The sequence below is a fragment of the Streptomyces sp. NBC_01803 genome (assembly GCF_035917415.1).
GTDB lineage: Bacteria > Actinomycetota > Actinomycetes > Streptomycetales > Streptomycetaceae > Streptomyces.
In genome coordinates, this window is sequence record NZ_CP109073.1 from 3,762,390 (window position 1) to 3,778,911 (window position 16,522).

Annotated in this window: 16 protein-coding genes; 15 read left to right on the forward strand and 1 reads right to left on the reverse strand. The window is 68.3% G+C overall.

Annotated elements, in window-relative coordinates; all coding sequences use genetic code 11:
• The first annotated feature begins 43 nt into the window (after nt 1-43).
• Nucleotides 44-3,943, forward strand: a complete 3,900-nt coding sequence (locus tag OIE51_RS17100; RefSeq protein ID WP_326598580.1) for a DNA-directed RNA polymerase subunit beta' — start codon at nt 44-46, stop codon at nt 3,941-3,943.
• Between the two features lie 84 nt (nt 3,944-4,027).
• Here OIE51_RS17100 and OIE51_RS17105 read toward each other — a convergent pair whose 3' ends face one another.
• The gene (locus OIE51_RS17105) at nt 4,028-5,101 is read right to left on the reverse strand and encodes an LCP family protein (RefSeq protein WP_326598581.1); all 1,074 of its coding nucleotides are present in this window, start codon (nt 5,099-5,101) and stop codon (nt 4,028-4,030) included.
• A gap of 252 nt (nt 5,102-5,353) precedes the next feature.
• Between OIE51_RS17105 and rpsL the strand changes: the two genes are divergently transcribed.
• The 14 genes from rpsL (at nt 5,354) to rpsC (ending at nt 16,521) form a co-directional block, all read left to right on the forward strand.
• Nucleotides 5,354-5,725, forward strand: coding sequence for a 30S ribosomal protein S12 (gene rpsL, locus OIE51_RS17110; RefSeq protein ID WP_049572471.1), 372 nt, complete (start codon nt 5,354-5,356; stop codon nt 5,723-5,725).
• A 3-nt stretch (nt 5,726-5,728) separates the two neighbouring features.
• A complete protein-coding gene (gene rpsG, locus OIE51_RS17115; protein WP_049572475.1) occupies nt 5,729-6,199 on the forward strand; it encodes a 30S ribosomal protein S7 in 471 nt (156 codons plus the stop codon).
• 38 nt (nt 6,200-6,237) lie between these two features.
• Nucleotides 6,238-8,370 carry an elongation factor G gene (fusA, locus tag OIE51_RS17120; protein ID WP_326598583.1) on the forward strand — a complete coding sequence of 711 codons (2,133 nt, stop codon included), beginning with the start codon at nt 6,238-6,240 and terminating at the stop codon, nt 8,368-8,370.
• A 172-nt stretch (nt 8,371-8,542) separates the two neighbouring features.
• A complete protein-coding gene (gene tuf / locus OIE51_RS17125; RefSeq protein ID WP_326598584.1) occupies nt 8,543-9,736 on the forward strand; it encodes an elongation factor Tu in 1,194 nt (397 codons plus the stop codon).
• Between the two features lie 164 nt (nt 9,737-9,900).
• Nucleotides 9,901-10,560: an NAD(P)-dependent oxidoreductase gene (locus OIE51_RS17130; RefSeq protein ID WP_326598585.1), complete on the forward strand. Its 660-nt coding sequence runs from the start codon at nt 9,901-9,903 to the stop codon at nt 10,558-10,560.
• 102 nt (nt 10,561-10,662) lie between these two features.
• Nucleotides 10,663-11,709 (forward strand): DUF5954 family protein, encoded by a 1,047-nt coding sequence (locus OIE51_RS17135; RefSeq protein ID WP_326598586.1) that lies wholly within the window; start codon nt 10,663-10,665, stop codon nt 11,707-11,709.
• A gap of 461 nt (nt 11,710-12,170) precedes the next feature.
• On the forward strand, nt 12,171-12,479 hold the full coding sequence (gene rpsJ, locus OIE51_RS17140; RefSeq protein ID WP_016473429.1) for a 30S ribosomal protein S10: 309 nt from the start codon (nt 12,171-12,173) through the stop codon (nt 12,477-12,479).
• A gap of 16 nt (nt 12,480-12,495) precedes the next feature.
• Complete coding sequence (gene rplC / locus OIE51_RS17145; protein WP_326598587.1) at nt 12,496-13,140, forward strand: 50S ribosomal protein L3; 645 nt, start codon at nt 12,496-12,498, stop codon at nt 13,138-13,140.
• 8 nt (nt 13,141-13,148) lie between these two features.
• Nucleotides 13,149-13,793 carry a 50S ribosomal protein L4 gene (gene rplD, locus OIE51_RS17150; RefSeq protein WP_326598588.1) on the forward strand — a complete coding sequence of 215 codons (645 nt, stop codon included), beginning with the start codon at nt 13,149-13,151 and terminating at the stop codon, nt 13,791-13,793.
• Nucleotides 13,793-14,125, forward strand: coding sequence for a 50S ribosomal protein L23 (rplW, locus tag OIE51_RS17155; protein WP_326598589.1), 333 nt, complete (start codon nt 13,793-13,795; stop codon nt 14,123-14,125). The genes rplD and rplW overlap by 1 nt, the downstream gene beginning before the upstream one ends.
• Before the next feature lie 38 nt (nt 14,126-14,163).
• The gene (gene rplB / locus OIE51_RS17160; RefSeq protein WP_326598590.1) at nt 14,164-15,000 is read left to right on the forward strand and encodes a 50S ribosomal protein L2; all 837 of its coding nucleotides are present in this window, start codon (nt 14,164-14,166) and stop codon (nt 14,998-15,000) included.
• 12 nt (nt 15,001-15,012) lie between these two features.
• Complete coding sequence (gene rpsS, locus OIE51_RS17165; RefSeq protein ID WP_059012867.1) at nt 15,013-15,294, forward strand: 30S ribosomal protein S19; 282 nt, start codon at nt 15,013-15,015, stop codon at nt 15,292-15,294.
• 40 nt (nt 15,295-15,334) lie between these two features.
• On the forward strand, nt 15,335-15,682 hold the full coding sequence (rplV, locus tag OIE51_RS17170; RefSeq protein ID WP_326600663.1) for a 50S ribosomal protein L22: 348 nt from the start codon (nt 15,335-15,337) through the stop codon (nt 15,680-15,682).
• The gene (rpsC, locus tag OIE51_RS17175) at nt 15,682-16,521 is read left to right on the forward strand and encodes a 30S ribosomal protein S3 (RefSeq protein WP_326598591.1); all 840 of its coding nucleotides are present in this window, start codon (nt 15,682-15,684) and stop codon (nt 16,519-16,521) included. Before rplV ends, rpsC begins: the two co-directional genes overlap by 1 nt.
• The last annotated feature ends 1 nt before the right edge of the window (nt 16,522 follow it).

Below are 16,522 nucleotides of genomic sequence, written 5' to 3' on the forward strand. Positions count from 1 at the left end.
GACAGACCATTGACTGACACGACCCTGAGAGGGATTGACGAGAGTGCTCGACGTCAACTTCTTCGACGAACTGCGGATCGGCCTCGCCACCGCTGACGACATCCGTCAGTGGTCACACGGCGAGGTCAAGAAGCCGGAGACCATCAACTACCGCACCCTCAAGCCTGAGAAGGACGGACTCTTCTGCGAGAAGATCTTCGGTCCTACCCGGGACTGGGAGTGCTACTGCGGCAAGTACAAGCGCGTCCGCTTCAAGGGCATCATCTGTGAGCGCTGCGGCGTCGAGGTGACCCGCGCCAAGGTGCGCCGTGAGCGGATGGGTCACATCGAGCTGGCCGCTCCCGTGACCCACATCTGGTACTTCAAGGGCGTTCCGTCCCGGCTGGGGTACCTGCTCGACCTGGCCCCCAAGGACCTGGAAAAGGTCATTTACTTCGCCGCGTACATGATCACGTACGTGGACGAGGAGCGCCGCACCCGCGATCTGCCGTCGCTGGAGGCTCACATCTCCGTCGAGCGCCAGCAGATCGAGCAGCGCCGCGACGCGGACCTGGAGGCCAGGGCCAAGAAGCAGGAGGCCGACCTGGCCGAGCTGGAGGCCGAGGGCGCCAAGGCCGACGTGCGCCGCAAGGTGCGCGAGGGCGCCGAGCGCGAGATGAAGCAGCTCCGCGACCGGGCCCAGCGTGAGCTGGACCGCCTGGACGAGGTGTGGAGCCGCTTCAAGAACCTCAAGGTCCAGGACCTGGAGGGCGACGAGCTGCTCTACCGCGAGCTGCGCGACCGCTTCGGGACGTACTTCGACGGTTCGATGGGCGCCGCGGCGCTCCAGAGGCGTCTGGAGACCTTCGACCTGAACGAGGAGGCCGAGCGCCTCCGCGAGATCATCCGCACCGGCAAGGGCCAGAAGAAGACCCGCGCCCTGAAGCGGCTCAAGGTCGTCTCGGCGTTCCTCCAGACGTCCAACAGCCCCAAGGGCATGGTCCTGGACTGCGTCCCGGTCATCCCGCCGGACCTGCGTCCGATGGTGCAGCTGGACGGTGGCCGCTTCGCGACCTCCGACCTGAACGACCTGTACCGCCGCGTCATCAACCGGAACAACCGCCTGAAGCGGCTTCTCGACCTCGGCGCGCCCGAGATCATCGTGAACAACGAGAAGCGCATGCTGCAGGAGGCCGTCGACGCGCTGTTCGACAACGGCCGCCGCGGCCGTCCGGTCACCGGTCCGGGCAACCGGCCGCTGAAGTCCCTGTCCGACATGCTCAAGGGCAAGCAGGGCCGCTTCCGGCAGAACCTGCTGGGCAAGCGCGTGGACTACTCGGCGCGTTCGGTGATCGTCGTCGGCCCGCAGCTCAAGCTGCACCAGTGCGGTCTGCCGAAGGCGATGGCCCTGGAGCTGTTCAAGCCGTTCGTGATGAAGCGCCTGGTCGATCTCAACCACGCGCAGAACATCAAGTCGGCCAAGCGCATGGTCGAGCGCCAGCGGACCGTGGTGTACGACGTCCTCGAAGAGGTCATCGCCGAGCACCCGGTCCTGCTGAACCGCGCCCCGACGCTGCACCGGCTCGGCATCCAGGCGTTCGAGCCGCAGCTCGTCGAGGGCAAGGCCATTCAGATCCACCCGCTGGTCTGCACCGCGTTCAACGCGGACTTCGACGGCGACCAGATGGCCGTGCACCTGCCGCTCTCCGCGGAGGCCCAGGCCGAGGCCCGCATCCTGATGCTGTCCTCGAACAACATCCTGAAGCCGGCCGACGGCCGTCCCGTCACCATGCCCACGCAGGACATGGTGCTGGGCCTGTTCTTCCTCACCACCGACGAGGAGGAGCGCGAGGTCAAGGGCGTGGGCAGGTCCTTCGCGTCGACCGCCGAGGCGATCATGGCGTTCGACGCCGGGGGGCTGTCGCTCCAGGCGAAGGTCGACATCCGCTTCCCGGTCGGCTCGGTCCCGCCGCGCGGCTGGACCCCGCCGGAGCCCGCCGAGGGCGAGGGCGAGTGGCAGTCGGGTGACAGCTTCCGCATGCGCACCACGCTGGGCCGGGCGCTGTTCAACGAGCTGCTGCCCGAGGACTATCCCTTCGTGGACCAGTCCGTGGGCAAGAAGCAGCTCTCCGGCATCGTCAACGACCTGGCCGAGCGGTATCCCAAGGTCGTCGTCGCCGCCGCCCTGGACAACCTGAAGGCGGCCGGCTACTTCTGGGCCACCCGGTCCGGCGTCACCGTCGCCGTCTCCGACATCGTCGTGCCCGAGGCCAAGAAGGCCATCCTGGCCAACTACGAGGCGCAGGACGAGAAGGTCCAGAAGCAGTACGAGCGCGGCCTGATCACGAAGGACGAGCGGACTCAGGAACTGATCGCGATCTGGACGAAGGCGACCAACGAGGTCGCCGAGACCATGAGCGACAACTTCCCGAAGACGAACCCGATCTTCATGATGGTCGACTCGGGCGCCCGCGGGAACATGATGCAGATGCGTCAGATCGCGGGTATGCGCGGCCTGGTGTCCAACGCGAAGAACGAGACCATCCCGCGGCCGATCAAGGCGTCGTTCCGCGAGGGCCTCTCCGTGCTGGAGTACTTCATCTCCACGCACGGCGCGCGCAAGGGTCTGGCCGACACCGCCCTGCGGACCGCCGACTCCGGGTACCTCACCCGGCGTCTGGTGGACGTCTCCCAGGACGTGATCATCCGCGAGGAGGACTGCGGCACCGAGCGCGGCCTGAAGCTGGCGATCGCGGTCAAGGGCGCGGACGGTGTGCTGCGCAAGGCGGACGACGTCGAGTCCAGCGTCTACGCCCGCTGCCTGGCCGAGGACATCGTGGTCGACGGCAAGGTGCTGGCCCCGGCCGGCACCGACCTGGGCGACGTGCTGATCGACGAGCTGGTCCTGCACGGTGTCGAGACGGTCAAGACCCGCTCGGTCCTCACCTGCGAGTCCGCCGTCGGCACCTGCGCCATGTGCTACGGGCGTTCGCTGGCGACCGGCAAGCTGGTCGACATCGGCGAGGCCGTCGGCATCATCGCGGCCCAGTCCATCGGCGAGCCCGGCACGCAGCTCACCATGCGTACGTTCCACACCGGCGGTGTCGCCGGTGACGACATCACGCAGGGTCTGCCGCGTGTGGTCGAGCTCTTCGAAGCCCGTCAGCCCAAGGGTGTCGCGCCGATCTCCGAGTCGGCCGGCCGGGTGCGGATCGAGGAGACCGAGAAGACCAAGAAGGTCATCGTCACCCCGGACGACGGCTCCGACGAGACCTCCTACCCGGTCTCCAAGCGGGCCAGGCTCCTGGTGAGCGAGGGCGAGCACGTCACCGTCGGCCAGCCGCTGACGGTCGGCGCGGCGAACCCGCACGACGTCCTGCGGATCCTCGGCCAGCGCGCCGTGCAGATCTACCTGGTGGGCGAAGTCCAGAAGGTCTACAACTCCCAGGGTGTGGCGATCCACGACAAGCACATCGAGATCATCGTCCGGCAGATGCTGCGCCGGGTGACGATCATCGAGTCCGGCGACGCGGAGCTGCTGCCGGGCGAGCTGGTCGAGCGCTCGAAGTTCGAGTCGGAGAACCGCCGGGTCGTGTCGGAAGGCGGCCACCCGGCCTCCGGCCGTCCGCAGCTCATGGGCATCACCAAGGCGTCGCTGGCCACCGAGTCGTGGCTGTCGGCGGCGTCCTTCCAGGAGACGACCCGGGTGCTCACCGACGCGGCGATCAACGCCAAGTCGGACTCCCTGATCGGCCTCAAGGAGAACGTGATCATCGGCAAGCTCATCCCGGCCGGCACGGGCCTGTCCCGTTACCGGAACATCCGGGTCGAGCCCACCGAGGAGGCGAAGGCCGCGATGTACTCGGCTGTCGGCTACGACGACATCGACTACTCGCCCTTCGGCGGCGGCTCCGGCCAGGCGGTTCCGCTGGAGGACTACGACTACGGCCCCTACCAGGGCTGAGTCCGGACACCGAAAGGCCCGGCCGGGACGGCATCGCCGCCCCGGCCGGGCCTTCGGCCTGCGGTGCCTTCTCCGCCGGCCGCGTCAGCGCACGGTGTCGCCGAGCTCCGCCGGGGCCTGGTCGCCGGTCAGGAAGGTGGCCATCTCGTCGTCGCGCATCGCCCGCCACAGTGGCTGGGCCGCCTCGTGGTCCAGCAGGACCACCGACTGGCCGTCGATCATGTCGGTGCCCGTCACCGGGGCGTTCATGAAGTGCACGTCCGAGGCGCGGATGTCGCGCAGGCCCCACAGGAGGCCGCGCAGGTCGCCGTTGCTGAGCTGGTCGTCGACGCTCACCACGTCGCCGACTGCGTCCAGCAGTCCGCCGAGCCGGCCCGGGTCGGTGAGTGTGTCGGCGCTCAGGGTCTGGGTCATCAGGGCACGCAGGAAGTTCTGCTGGCGGCGGGTGCGGTCGAAGTCGCCGCCCGGCAGCGACTTGCGCTCCCGCACGTAGGTCAGGGCGTCCTCGCCGTTCATGTGCTGCCCGTCCACGTCGACGCCGCCGACCGCGTTCGTCAGCTCCTTGAAGCCGGTCCAGTCCACGACGGCCAGGTGGTCGACGCGGATGCCGGTGAGGTTCTGCACGGTCTCCACCATCAGCGGCGGCCCGCCCCAGGAGTAGGCCGCGTTCAGCTTCGCGTCGCCATGGCCCGGGATGTCCACCCAGGTGTCCCGGGGCAGCGACACCACCGAGGCGGTCTGGCGGTCCCCGGAGAGCTGGAGCAGCATCATCGTGTCGCTGCGCGCCGCGCCCGCCTGCCAGGCGGGGCCCTCCTCGGGGGTCTCCTCGGCGTCGAGGCCGACCAGCAGATAGACCTCGGCGTCGCCCGCCGCGCCCGGCGGCTGGTCCTCCTCGGGGAGGCTGGGCAGGGCGTCGGGGATGCGGTCGATGGAATCGAGGGCCTGGTCGGTGCGCCAGTACGCGTACCCGGCGCCGGCGAGCAGGAGCGCCAGGACTCCGGCGACCGAGCCGAGCAGGACGCGCGGCCAGAGCCGTCTTCTCCTGGGCGGCGGCCCGGTGGGTTCGGCTTCGGTATCTTTCTCTATGTCCGTCTCGGGCGCGGCCTCATCGCCCGCGGCGTCCGGTGTAGCGGTCGTCACGCTCTCGTCCCCTCCCATGCTCCTACGGTCATCGTGCTGTTCTCAGGCGCTTGTTTTGACCGCAGCCCGTGGGGTAGGTACGCTCTGACCTTGTGCCTGGGGTGTTCCCTGCGTTTTTTCAGCCCGCAGAAGAGCTCCCGGATCTGCATCCGCTCCCCGCAGCTTAGCGAGGATCCGGAATCGTGCAGTCTTCGACACGCCCGACCGCGTGGGTCGGTGCGGTGGTCCAGGTTAGTTTCATCGAGTCGGCACAGAGAAACCGGAGAAACGGTGCCAACGATCCAGCAGCTGGTCCGCAAGGGCCGGCAGGACAAGGTCGAGAAGAACAAGACACCCGCCCTTGAGGGCTCGCCCCAGCGGCGCGGTGTCTGCACGCGTGTGTTCACGACCACCCCGAAGAAGCCGAACTCGGCCCTCCGCAAGGTCGCCCGCGTGCGTCTGAGCAACGGGATCGAGGTCACCGCCTACATTCCGGGTGAGAACCACAACCTTCAGGAGCACTCCATCGTGCTGGTGCGCGGTGGTCGTGTGAAGGACCTGCCGGGTGTTCGTTACAAGATCATCCGCGGCTCCCTGGACACCCAGGGTGTCAAGAACCGCAAGCAGGCCCGCAGCCGCTACGGCGCCAAGAAGGAGAAGTAAGCCATGCCTCGTAAGGGCCCTGCCCCGAAGCGCCCGGTCCACATCGACCCGGTGTACGGCTCTCCTCTGGTGACCTCCCTCATCAACAAGGTCCTCCTGAACGGCAAGCGTTCCACTGCCGAGCGCATCGTCTACGGTGCCATGGAGGGTCTGCGGGACAAGACCGGCAACGACCCGGTCATCACTCTCAAGCGCGCGCTGGAGAACGTGAAGCCGACCCTTGAGGTCCGCTCCCGCCGCGTCGGCGGTGCCACCTACCAGGTGCCGGTCGAGGTCCGTCCCGGCCGTTCGTCGACGCTCGCGCTGCGCTGGCTGGTCGGGTACTCCCGCGCCCGCCGCGAGAAGACCATGACCGAGCGGCTGATGAACGAGTTGCTCGATGCGTCCAATGGGCTCGGTGCCTCCGTGAAGAAGCGCGAGGACACCCACAAGATGGCCGAGTCCAACAAGGCCTTCGCGCACTACCGCTGGTAGTCGCTACCCCATCGAGACCGAGAGAAGACTGAAGCCATATGGCTACCACTTCACTTGACCTGGCCAGGGTCCGGAACATCGGGATCATGGCCCACATCGACGCGGGCAAGACGACGACCACCGAGCGGATCCTGTACTACACCGGCGTGAGCTACAAGATCGGTGAGGTTCACGACGGCGCCGCCACCATGGACTGGATGGCCCAGGAGCAGGAACGCGGCATCACGATCACGTCCGCCGCGACCACCTGTCACTGGCCGCTGGACGATGTCGACCACACGATCAACATCATCGACACCCCGGGCCACGTCGACTTCACGGTCGAGGTGGAGCGCTCGCTGCGCGTACTCGACGGCGCCGTCACGGTGTTCGACGGCGTGGCCGGTGTGGAGCCGCAGTCCGAGACGGTCTGGCGCCAGGCGGACCGTTACGGCGTGCCCCGCATCTGTTTCGTGAACAAGCTGGACCGCACGGGGGCCGACTTCTTCCGCTGCGTCGACATGATCGTCGACCGGCTCAAGGCCACCCCGCTGGTCATGCAGCTCCCGATCGGCGCCGAGGCCGACTTCAAGGGCGTCGTGGACCTCATCCGCATGAAGGCCCTGGTGTGGTCCGAGGAGACCAAGCTCGGGGAGATGTACGACGTCGTCGACATCCCCGCGGATCTCCAGGACCAGGCCGAGGAGTGGCACGCCAAGCTGGTCGAGGCCGTCGCGGAGAACGACGAGGAGATGATGGAGCTGTACCTGGAGGGCGAGGAGCCCTCCGTGGAGCAGCTCTACGCGGCCGTGCGCCGGGTCACCCTCGCCTCCACCGGCTCCGCCGGCTCGGAGGGCTCCATGACCGTCACCCCGGTGTTCTGCGGCACCGCGTTCAAGAACAAGGGCGTGCAGCCCCTGCTCGACGCGGTCATCCGGTACCTGCCGTCGCCGCTGGACATCGAGGCTGTCGAGGGGCACTCCCCGCGCGACCCCGAGCAGGTCATCACGCGCAAGCCGTCGGAGGAGGAGCCGCTCGCGGCGCTCGCCTTCAAGATCATGAGCGACCCCCACCTGGGCAAGCTCACCTTCATCCGGATCTACTCCGGTGTGCTGCAGTCCGGCGCGCAGGTGCAGAACTCGGTGAAGGACCGCAAGGAGCGCATCGGCAAGATCTACCGGATGCACGCCAACAAGCGCGAGGAAATCGAGCGTGTGGGCGCGGGTGACATCGTCGCCGTCATGGGTCTGAAGCAGACGACCACGGGCGAGACGCTGTGCGACCCGGGCAACCCGGTGATCCTGGAGTCGATGGACTTCCCGGCCCCGGTCATCGAGGTCGCCATCGAGCCCAAGTCGAAGGGCGACCAGGAGAAGCTGGGCATCGCGATCCAGCGGCTGGCCGAGGAGGACCCGTCCTTCCAGGTCAAGGCTGACCAGGAGACCGGTCAGACGATCATCTCGGGCATGGGCGAGCTGCACCTCGATGTGCTGGTCGACCGGATGAAGCGCGAGTTCAAGGTCGAGGCCAACGTCGGCAAGCCGCAGGTCGCCTACCGGGAGACCCTGCGGAAGGCGGTCGACAAGCACGACTACACGCACAAGAAGCAGACCGGTGGTTCCGGGCAGTTCGCCAAGGTGCAGATCGCGCTGGAGCCGCTGGAAGGCGACGGGTACGAGTTCGAGAACAAGGTCACCGGTGGCCGCATCCCCAAGGAGTACATCCCTTCGGTGGACGCGGGTTGCCAGGACGCGATGGAGTTCGGCGTGCTCGCCGGCTACCCGCTGACCGGCGTCAAGGTGACCCTGCTCGACGGCGCGTTCCACGATGTCGACTCGTCCGAGATGGCCTTCAAGATCGCCGGTTCCATGGCGTTCAAGGAAGCCGCCCGGAAGGCCGGACCGGTTCTCCTGGAGCCGCTGATGGCCGTCGAGGTCACCACACCCGAGGACTACATGGGTGACGTGATCGGTGACATCAACTCCCGCCGTGGCCAGATCCAGGCCATGGAGGACCGGAGCGGCGCCAAGGTCGTCAAGGCGCTCGTGCCGCTCTCGGAGATGTTCGGTTACGTGGGTGACCTGCGAAGCAAGACTTCCGGTCGGGCGAGCTACAGCATGCAGTTCGATTCCTACGGCGAGGTTCCGCGGAGCGTCGCCGAGGAGATCATCGCGAAGGCCAAGGGTGAGTAGCCCTTAAGCTGGAGCAAGGGGCGTTCGGGGGCGTTTCGCCCCCGGAGCCCAGCCCTTTTCAACGAAGCGGTCAAGGGTGTCCCCCTCGGGGTCCTGACCGGTTCGGTCGACCATCTGAAAACCTTCCGCAAGGTGCGGGGGGCGTACAGCACCAGTCCACAGGAGGACCCCAGTGGCGAAGGCGAAGTTCGAGCGGACTAAGCCGCACGTCAACATTGGCACCATCGGTCACATCGACCACGGCAAGACGACGCTTACCGCGGCGATCACCAAGGTGCTGCACGACGAGTTCCCGAACCTGAATGAGACTTTCGCGTTCGAGAACATCGACAAGGCGCCCGAGGAGCGCCAGCGCGGTATCACCATCTCCATCGCGCACGTCGAGTATCAGACGGAGAGCCGGCACTACGCCCACGTCGACTGCCCGGGCCACGCGGACTACATCAAGAACATGATCACCGGTGCCGCCCAGATGGACGGCGCGATCCTGGTGGTCGCCGCCACCGACGGTCCGATGCCGCAGACCAAGGAGCACGTGCTCCTGGCCCGCCAGGTCGGCGTGCCGTACATCGTGGTCGCCCTGAACAAGGCGGACATGGTGGACGACGAGGAGATCATGGAGCTCGTCGAGCTCGAGGTCCGTGAGCTGCTCACGGAGTACGAGTTCCCGGGTGACGACGTGCCGGTCGTCAAGGTCTCCGCGCTGAAGGCCCTTGAGGGTGACCCCGAGTGGTCCAAGACCGTCCTTGAGCTGATGAAGGCCGTGGACGAGTCCATCCCGCAGCCGGAGCGTGACGTCGACAAGCCGTTCCTGATGCCGATCGAGGACGTCTTCACGATCACCGGCCGCGGCACCGTCGTGACCGGTCGTATCGAGCGCGGCATCCTCAAGGTCAACGAGACCGTCGACATCATCGGTATCAAGGAGACGAAGGCCACCACCACCGTCACCGGTATCGAGATGTTCCGGAAGCTCCTCGACGAGGGCCGGGCCGGTGAGAACGTCGGTCTGCTCCTCCGCGGCATCAAGCGCGAGGACGTCGAGCGCGGCCAGGTCGTCATCAAGCCCGGTTCGGTCACGCCGCACACGGACTTCGAGGCGACCGCGTACATCCTGTCCAAGGACGAGGGTGGCCGTCACACGCCGTTCTTCAACAACTACCGCCCGCAGTTCTACTTCCGGACGACGGACGTGACCGGCGTGGTGCACCTCCCCGAGGGCACCGAGATGGTCATGCCCGGCGACAACACCGACATGAGGGTCGAGCTGATCCAGCCGATCGCCATGGAGGAGGGCCTGAAGTTCGCCATCCGTGAGGGTGGCCGGACCGTGGGCGCCGGCCAGGTCACCAAGATCATCAAGTGATCTGACCTCTGGCACGGGCCGTACGACGGGCCCCGCTCCGCATGAGTCTCATGCGGAGCGGGGCCCGTCGGCTTTCCCGCCCTTCCGGGCGCCTCCATGACTCGGGCTCCGCCCGGTGGCACGCTGGCCGCGAAGAAGCCGCGTAACACCACAGGGAGCACCTCATGGCCAGGATCGCGATCTTCGGGGCGAATGGCGCCATCGGCCACCGGGTCGTCAGCGAGGCCCTCGACCGCGGCCACACGATCACGGCCGTGGTCCGCGACCCCGCCTCGGTCACCAGGACCCATCAGAACCTCACCGTCACCACCGGGGACGTGCTCGACCCGGCGAGCGTCAGCGCGGTCGCCCGGGGTCAGGACGTGCTTGTCAGCGCTGTCGGCGGCGGTGACGGTCCCGGGCACCAGGCCACCATGAAGCCCTCCGCCGAGTCCCTGGTGGCCGGTCTGCACGCGCTGGGGTCCGGGGCGCCCCGGCTCATCATGGTCGGCGACGCCGGCTCGTTGCGTACCCCCGGCGGCGGTCGGGTCTGGGACGCGCCCGGGCTGCCCGGCGATGTCGTGCTGATCATGCGCGCCCACGGCGACGCCCTGGAGTATCTGCGCGGCGTCGCCACCGAAGTCCGCTGGACCTCCCTCAGCCCCGCCGCCCGGATCGAGCCGGGCCGTCGCACCGGCCGGTACGAGGCGGGGCTGGACGACCTGGTGACCGACGAGCGCGGCGAGAGCCGGATCTCCACCGAGGACTACGCGGTCGCGCTGGTTGACGAGATCGAGAAGCCGCGGCACATCGGGGAGCGCTTCACGGTCGCCTACGGCGGCTGAGGCACGGCGAGGCCGTGAACGCGGGGGCAAGGTAGCCCCTCGAACAGGGGGACTTCGCGTAATCGACTGACCGCGCAGCGGTACTCCTGTCACGCTGGGCGCATGAAGGATCACCGGAACAGTCCACCGCGCCACCTGACCTTCCGGGTCACCCATCGGGATGATCCGGTCTCCGAGGTCACGGAGCAGGACACGATCAGGGCCGCCGAGCGGTACCCCAACGTCGTCATCCGGGGGCCGGTCTTCGGATTCGCCGAGCAGCGGCCGGCGGACGGGGAGAGCTGGCGGCTGCTCAGTGACATGGGGGACGGCTTCGCGCAGCACTCCCGGGACGGGCTCAACTCCTACCTGTGGTTCAAGGCGAAGGACGAGACCGTGGCCGGCGAGCCGCTCCGCGGGCAGCTGCTGGCCGCCGTGGCCCGGCTGGAGAAGGAGCCGGTCGACGAGCTGACCGTCGGGGACATCCGCTACCGGATCGTGCGCGGCGACGAGTTCGCCCGCACCGGGCCCGACGGCATCGAGGGGCCGAGGCCCACCGACCCCGACGACCCCTCGCGCGACCTCGGCGACCGGACCCGCCGGGACGCGCCGAGCCGCACCCGGGGCTTCGTCATCGACCACGCCAGCCCGACCGGGATCATGGAGAGCATCCAGCGCATGGAGCTGCTCGCCCTGCGCTACGAGGCGCCGCGCATCCCCCGGGACGTCCGGGAGGACTCCCGTCGCGCGCTCACCTCCCACCCCGGTGTCGTCCTGCTGCCCGCCACCTTCACGTTCGCCGAGCGCAAGACCAGGTCCTGGGAGCCGATGGCCAGCCTCCAGCCCAGCCCGCAGGAGGCCCGCGCGACCCTGTACAACTACCTGGCCGAGTTCCTCCCGAAGCTGGAGCAGGGTGTCTCCGCCGCCGACGCCGCCACGTACGCCAGGGCCGCCGAGGAGTACCGCGCGGGGCCGCCGGGCGACGAACTGCGGGTGCTGGGGCGGCGGTTCCGCGTCATCCGGGTGGAGCGGCTGATGCGGATCGGGCCCGACGGCCCGGAGCCGCCGCGGCCCAGCGACCAGGACCCGTACGGGCCGATGCAGATCCACCCGCCGCTGGCCGAGGTGGAGGAGCGCGAGCGCGCCAAGCGGGCCCGGGGAGGGGGATGATCGGGGGTGGTCCGCCGCCGCGCCCGGCCGGGGCGCCCCCGCCCGGCCCGGCGCGGCCGGCCTCGTGGAGGGGGCTTCTCGCCCGATTGGCACTGTCGGTGGGCGTTATGGCACACTGACCAGGTTGCTCGGTTGACAGCCGATGCTGCGCGCCTCCCGCCGGGAGGACCGGAAGCGAGTCTCACTGTATTCGTCGCTGCATATATGCCCTGCTCGCGCGGGGTAGCAGCGGAAATACCGGGATCTTCCGGGAAGCGTGGGCGGGGCGTCAGCCAGGCACCTGGTGGAAGTTCTTCCCCCACTCCTCACAGAGGAAACACTCCCTCGGCCTCGCGGCTGGGAGGTGCCCGCAGGGGCGAAATCTGGGAATGAGTGCGACACGCCCGACCGCGTGGGTCGGCGGGGGAGAAGCGGAATCCAGGTTCCGGAGCGTTGAGACGAGACAGGACTACGAAGTAGCCATGGCGGGACAGAAGATCCGCATCCGGCTCAAGGCCTACGACCACGAGGTCATCGACAACTCGGCGAAGAAGATCGTCGAGACGGTGACCCGCACGGGTGCGTCGGTCGCGGGCCCGGTGCCGCTGCCCACTGAGAAGAACGTGTACTGCGTCATCAAGTCGCCGCACAAGTACAAGGATTCGCGCGAGCACTTCGAAATGCGCACCCACAAGCGGCTGATCGACATCCTCGACCCGACCCCCAAGACCGTTGACTCGCTGATGCGCCTGGACCTTCCGGCCGGCGTTGACATCGAGATCAAGCTCTGAGAGGCGCGGAAGAGAGATGACCAAGCAGATCAAGGGCGTCCTGGGCGAGAAGCTCGGCATGACCCAGGTCTGGGACGACAACAACCGCGTCGTCCCGGTGACCGTGGTCAAGGCCGGGCCCTGTGTCGTGACCCAGGTGCGCACCAATGACAGGGACGGCTACGAGGCCGTCCAGATCGCGTTCGGCGAGATCGACCCGCGCAAGGTGAACAAGCCCCTCAAGGGCCACTTCACCAAGGCCGACGTCACCCCGCGCCGCCACCTGGTCGAGCTGCGGACCGCTGACGCCGCCGAGTACACCCTCGGTCAGGAGATCACCGCCGAGGTGTTCGAGTCCGGCGTCAGGGTCGATGTGACCGGCACCAGCAAGGGCAAGGGCACCGCCGGTGTCATGAAGCGCCACGGCTTCGCCGGTCTCGGCGCCTCGCACGGCACCCAGCGCAAGCACCGCTCGCCCGGCTCCATCGGCGGCTGCGCCACTCCGGGCCGCGTGTTCAAGGGCCTGCGCATGGCCGGCCGGATGGGCAACGAGCGCGTGACCACCCAGAACCTGACCGTCCACGCCGTTGACGCGGAGAAGGGCCTGCTGCTCATCAAGGGCGCGGTGCCCGGTCCCAACGGCGGCCTCGTCCTGGTCCGCACCGCGGCCAAGGGGGCCTGAGGTTACCCATGAGCACCGTAGACATTCTTTCGCCCGCCGGTGAGAAGACCGGCACTGTCGAGCTCCCCGCGGAGATCTTCGACGCCAAGGTCAGCGTTCCGCTGATCCACCAGGTCGTCGTGGCCCAGCTCGCCGCCGCCCGCCAGGGCACGCACAAGGCGAAGACCCGCGGCGAGGTCCGAGGCGGCGGCAAGAAGCCGTACCGCCAGAAGGGCACCGGCCGCGCTCGCCAGGGCTCCATCCGCGCCCCGCAGTTCACCGGCGGTGGCGTCGTGCACGGTCCCGTGCCGCGTGACTACAGCCAGCGGACCCCGAAGAAGATGAAGGCCGCAGCCCTGCGCGGTGCCCTCACCGACCGGGCCAGGAACGACCGCATCCACATCGTCACCGGCGTGGTGGACGGCGAGGTCTCGACCAAGGCCGCCCGCACGCTGCTCGGCAAGATCAGTGACCGCAAGAAGCTGTTGCTGGTCGCCGACCGCGCCGACGCGACGTCGTGGCTCTCGGTCCGCAACCTGCCCCGGGTGCACCTGATCGACCCGGGCCAGCTGAACACGTACGACGTCATCGACTCCGACGACGTGGTGTTCACCAAGGCCGCCTTCGAGCGCTTCGTGGCGGGCCCGGCCAAGCCCGAAGGGAGCGACGCCTGATGAGTGACGGAACCGTCGCCGAGGTCTCCAGCAAGGAGATCACGCACCCGCACGACATCCTGATCAAGCCGGTCGTGTCCGAGAAGAGCTACGCGCTGCTCGACGAGAACAAGTACACGTTCATCGTCGACCCGCGGGCGAACAAGACCCAGATCAAGCAGGCCGTCCAGGCGGTCTTCTCGGTCAAGGTCACCTCGGTCCACACGATCAACCGGCAGGGCAAGCGCAAGCGCACCCGTACCGGCTTCGGTCGGCGTGCCAGCACCAAGCGCGCCATCGTGACCCTCGCCGAGGGCGACAGCATCGACATCTTCGGCGGTCCGGTCTCCTAGGAGATCCGGTCCGTCCGATACCGGACGAGGACTAAGAAATGGGAATCCGCAAGTACAAGCCGACGACCCCGGGCCGTCGTGGCTCCAGCGTCGCCGACTTCGTCGAGGTCACGCGGTCCACGCCGGAGAAGTCGCTGGTCCGCCCCCTGCACAGCAAGGGTGGCCGGGACAACGCCGGTCGCGTAGCCGTCCGCCACCAGGGCGGTGGCCACAAGCGCGCCTACCGTGTGATCGACTTCCGCCGGCACGACAAGGACGGCGTGCCGGCCAAGGTCGCGCACATCGAGTACGACCCCAACCGCACCGCCCGCATCGCGCTGCTGCACTACGTGGACGGCGAGAAGCGGTACATCATCGCCCCGGCCCACCTGAAGCAGGGTGACCGCGTGGAGAACGGCGCCGGCGCCGACATCAAGCCCGGCAACAACCTGCCGCTGCGCAACATCCCGGTGGGTACCGTCATTCACGCCATCGAGCTCCAGCCCGGCGGCGGCGCGAAGTTCGCCCGCTCCGCCGGCGCCTCCGTGCAGCTCCTGGCCAAGGAGGGCCGCATGGCCCACCTGCGCATGCCGTCCGGTGAGATCCGCCTGGTCGACGTCCGCTGCCGCGCCACCGTTGGCGAGGTCGGCAACGCCGAGCAGTCGAACATCAACTGGGGCAAGGCCGGCCGGATGCGCTGGAAGGGCGTCCGCCCGAGCGTCCGTGGCGTCGTGATGAACCCTGTCGACCACCCGCACGGCGGTGGCGAGGGCCGGACGTCGGGTGGTCGCCACCCGGTCTCGCCCTGGGGCAAGAAGGAAGGCCGTACCCGCTCGCCCAAGAAGGCCAGCAACAAGTACATCGTCCGCCGCCGCAAGACGAACAAGAAGCGCTAGGAGCAGGTTGCGATGCCGCGCAGTCTGAAGAAGGGACCCTTCGTCGACGACCACCTGATCAAAAAGGTGGACACGCAGAACGAAGCCGGTACCAAGAACGTCATCAAGACCTGGTCGCGCCGCTCGATGATCGTCCCGGCGATGCTGGGCCACACGATCGCGGTGCACGACGGCCGTAAGCACGTCCCGGTGTTCGTCACCGAGTCGATGGTCGGCCACAAGCTCGGCGAGTTCGCGCCGACCCGCACCTTCCGCGGCCACGTGAAGGACGACCGCAAGTCGCGGCGCCGCTGAGCGGGGTGTGCAGATCATGACCGACACCGAAGGGACAACCATGGAAGCCAGGGCTATCGCGCGGTTCATCCGCGTCACGCCCATGAAGGCCCGCCGTGTGGTGGACCTCATCCGCGGCAAGGATGCCGCGGAGGCTCAGGCGGTCCTGCGCTTCGCTCCGCAGGCCGCCAGTGTGCCGGTGGGCAAGGTGCTCGACAGCGCCATCGCCAACGCCGCGCACAACTACAACCACACGGACGTCGGCAGCCTCTATGTCAGTGAGGCGTACGTCGACGAGGGCCCGACTCTGAAGCGGTTCCGGCCGCGCGCCCAAGGCCGCGCCTACCGGATCCGTAAGCGGACCAGCCACATCACGGTGGTCGTCAGCAGCAAGGAAGGGACCCGGTAATGGGGCAGAAGGTAAACCCTCACGGGTTCCGGCTCGGCATCACCACCGACTTCAAGTCGCGCTGGTACGCCGACAAGCTGTACAAGGACTACGTCAAGGAAGACGTCGCGATCCGCCGCATGCTGACGCAGGGCATGGAGCGCGCCGGCATCTCCAAGGTGGAGATCGAGCGCACCCGTGACCGCGTCCGCGTCGACGTCCACACCGCCCGGCCGGGCATCGTCATCGGCCGCCGCGGCGCGGAGGCCGACCGGCTCCGGGGCAACCTGGAGAAGCTGACCGGCAAGCAGATCCAGTTCAACATCCTTGAGGTCAAGAACCCCGAGCTGGACGCGCAGCTGGTGGCCCAGGCGGTCGCCGAGCAGCTCTCCTCCCGGGTCTCCTTCCGTCGTGCGATGCGCAAGTCGATGCAGAGCACGATGAAGGCCGGCGCCAAGGGCATCAAGATCCAGTGCGGTGGCCGTCTCGGCGGCGCCGAGATGTCCCGCTCCGAGTTCTACCGCGAGGGCCGCGTGCCCCTGCACACCCTGCGCGCCAACGTGGACTACGGCTTCTTCGAGGCCCGCACCACCTTCGGCCGCATCGGGGTCAAGGTCTGGATCTACAAGGGCGACGTGAAGAACATCGCCGAGGTCCGTGCCGAGAACGCCGCCGCCCGCGCCGGCAACCGCCCGGCCCGTGGTCCCGGTGGTCCCGGTGGCGACCGCCCCGCCCGCGGTCGTGGCGAGCGTGGTGGCCGCGGACGCAGGCCGCAGCAGCAGGGCGCGCCCGTCGCCGAGGCTCCCAAGGCCGAGGCGCCCGCCGCCCCCGCCGCCGAGAGCACGGGAACGGAGAGCTGAG

Bases quoted from the DNA above. Each gene is read 5' to 3' on its own strand.
- OIE51_RS17105 (WP_326598581.1), bottom strand. From the start codon at position 5,101: ATGGGAGGGGACGAGAGCGTGACGACCGCTACACCGGACGCCGCGGGC.
- rpsG (WP_049572475.1), top strand. From the start codon at position 5,729: ATGCCTCGTAAGGGCCCTGCCCCGAAGCGCCCGGTCCACATCGACCCG.
- fusA (WP_326598583.1), top strand. From the start codon at position 6,238: ATGGCTACCACTTCACTTGACCTGGCCAGGGTCCGGAACATCGGGATC.
- OIE51_RS17130 (WP_326598585.1), top strand. From the start codon at position 9,901: ATGGCCAGGATCGCGATCTTCGGGGCGAATGGCGCCATCGGCCACCGG.
- OIE51_RS17135 (WP_326598586.1), top strand. From the start codon at position 10,663: ATGAAGGATCACCGGAACAGTCCACCGCGCCACCTGACCTTCCGGGTC.
- rpsJ (WP_016473429.1), top strand. From the start codon at position 12,171: ATGGCGGGACAGAAGATCCGCATCCGGCTCAAGGCCTACGACCACGAG.
- rplC (WP_326598587.1), top strand. From the start codon at position 12,496: ATGACCAAGCAGATCAAGGGCGTCCTGGGCGAGAAGCTCGGCATGACC.
- rplD (WP_326598588.1), top strand. From the start codon at position 13,149: ATGAGCACCGTAGACATTCTTTCGCCCGCCGGTGAGAAGACCGGCACT.
- rplW (WP_326598589.1), top strand. From the start codon at position 13,793: ATGAGTGACGGAACCGTCGCCGAGGTCTCCAGCAAGGAGATCACGCAC.
- rplB (WP_326598590.1), top strand. From the start codon at position 14,164: ATGGGAATCCGCAAGTACAAGCCGACGACCCCGGGCCGTCGTGGCTCC.
- rpsS (WP_059012867.1), top strand. From the start codon at position 15,013: ATGCCGCGCAGTCTGAAGAAGGGACCCTTCGTCGACGACCACCTGATC.
- rplV (WP_326600663.1), top strand. From the start codon at position 15,335: ATGGAAGCCAGGGCTATCGCGCGGTTCATCCGCGTCACGCCCATGAAG.
- rpsC (WP_326598591.1), top strand. From the start codon at position 15,682: ATGGGGCAGAAGGTAAACCCTCACGGGTTCCGGCTCGGCATCACCACC.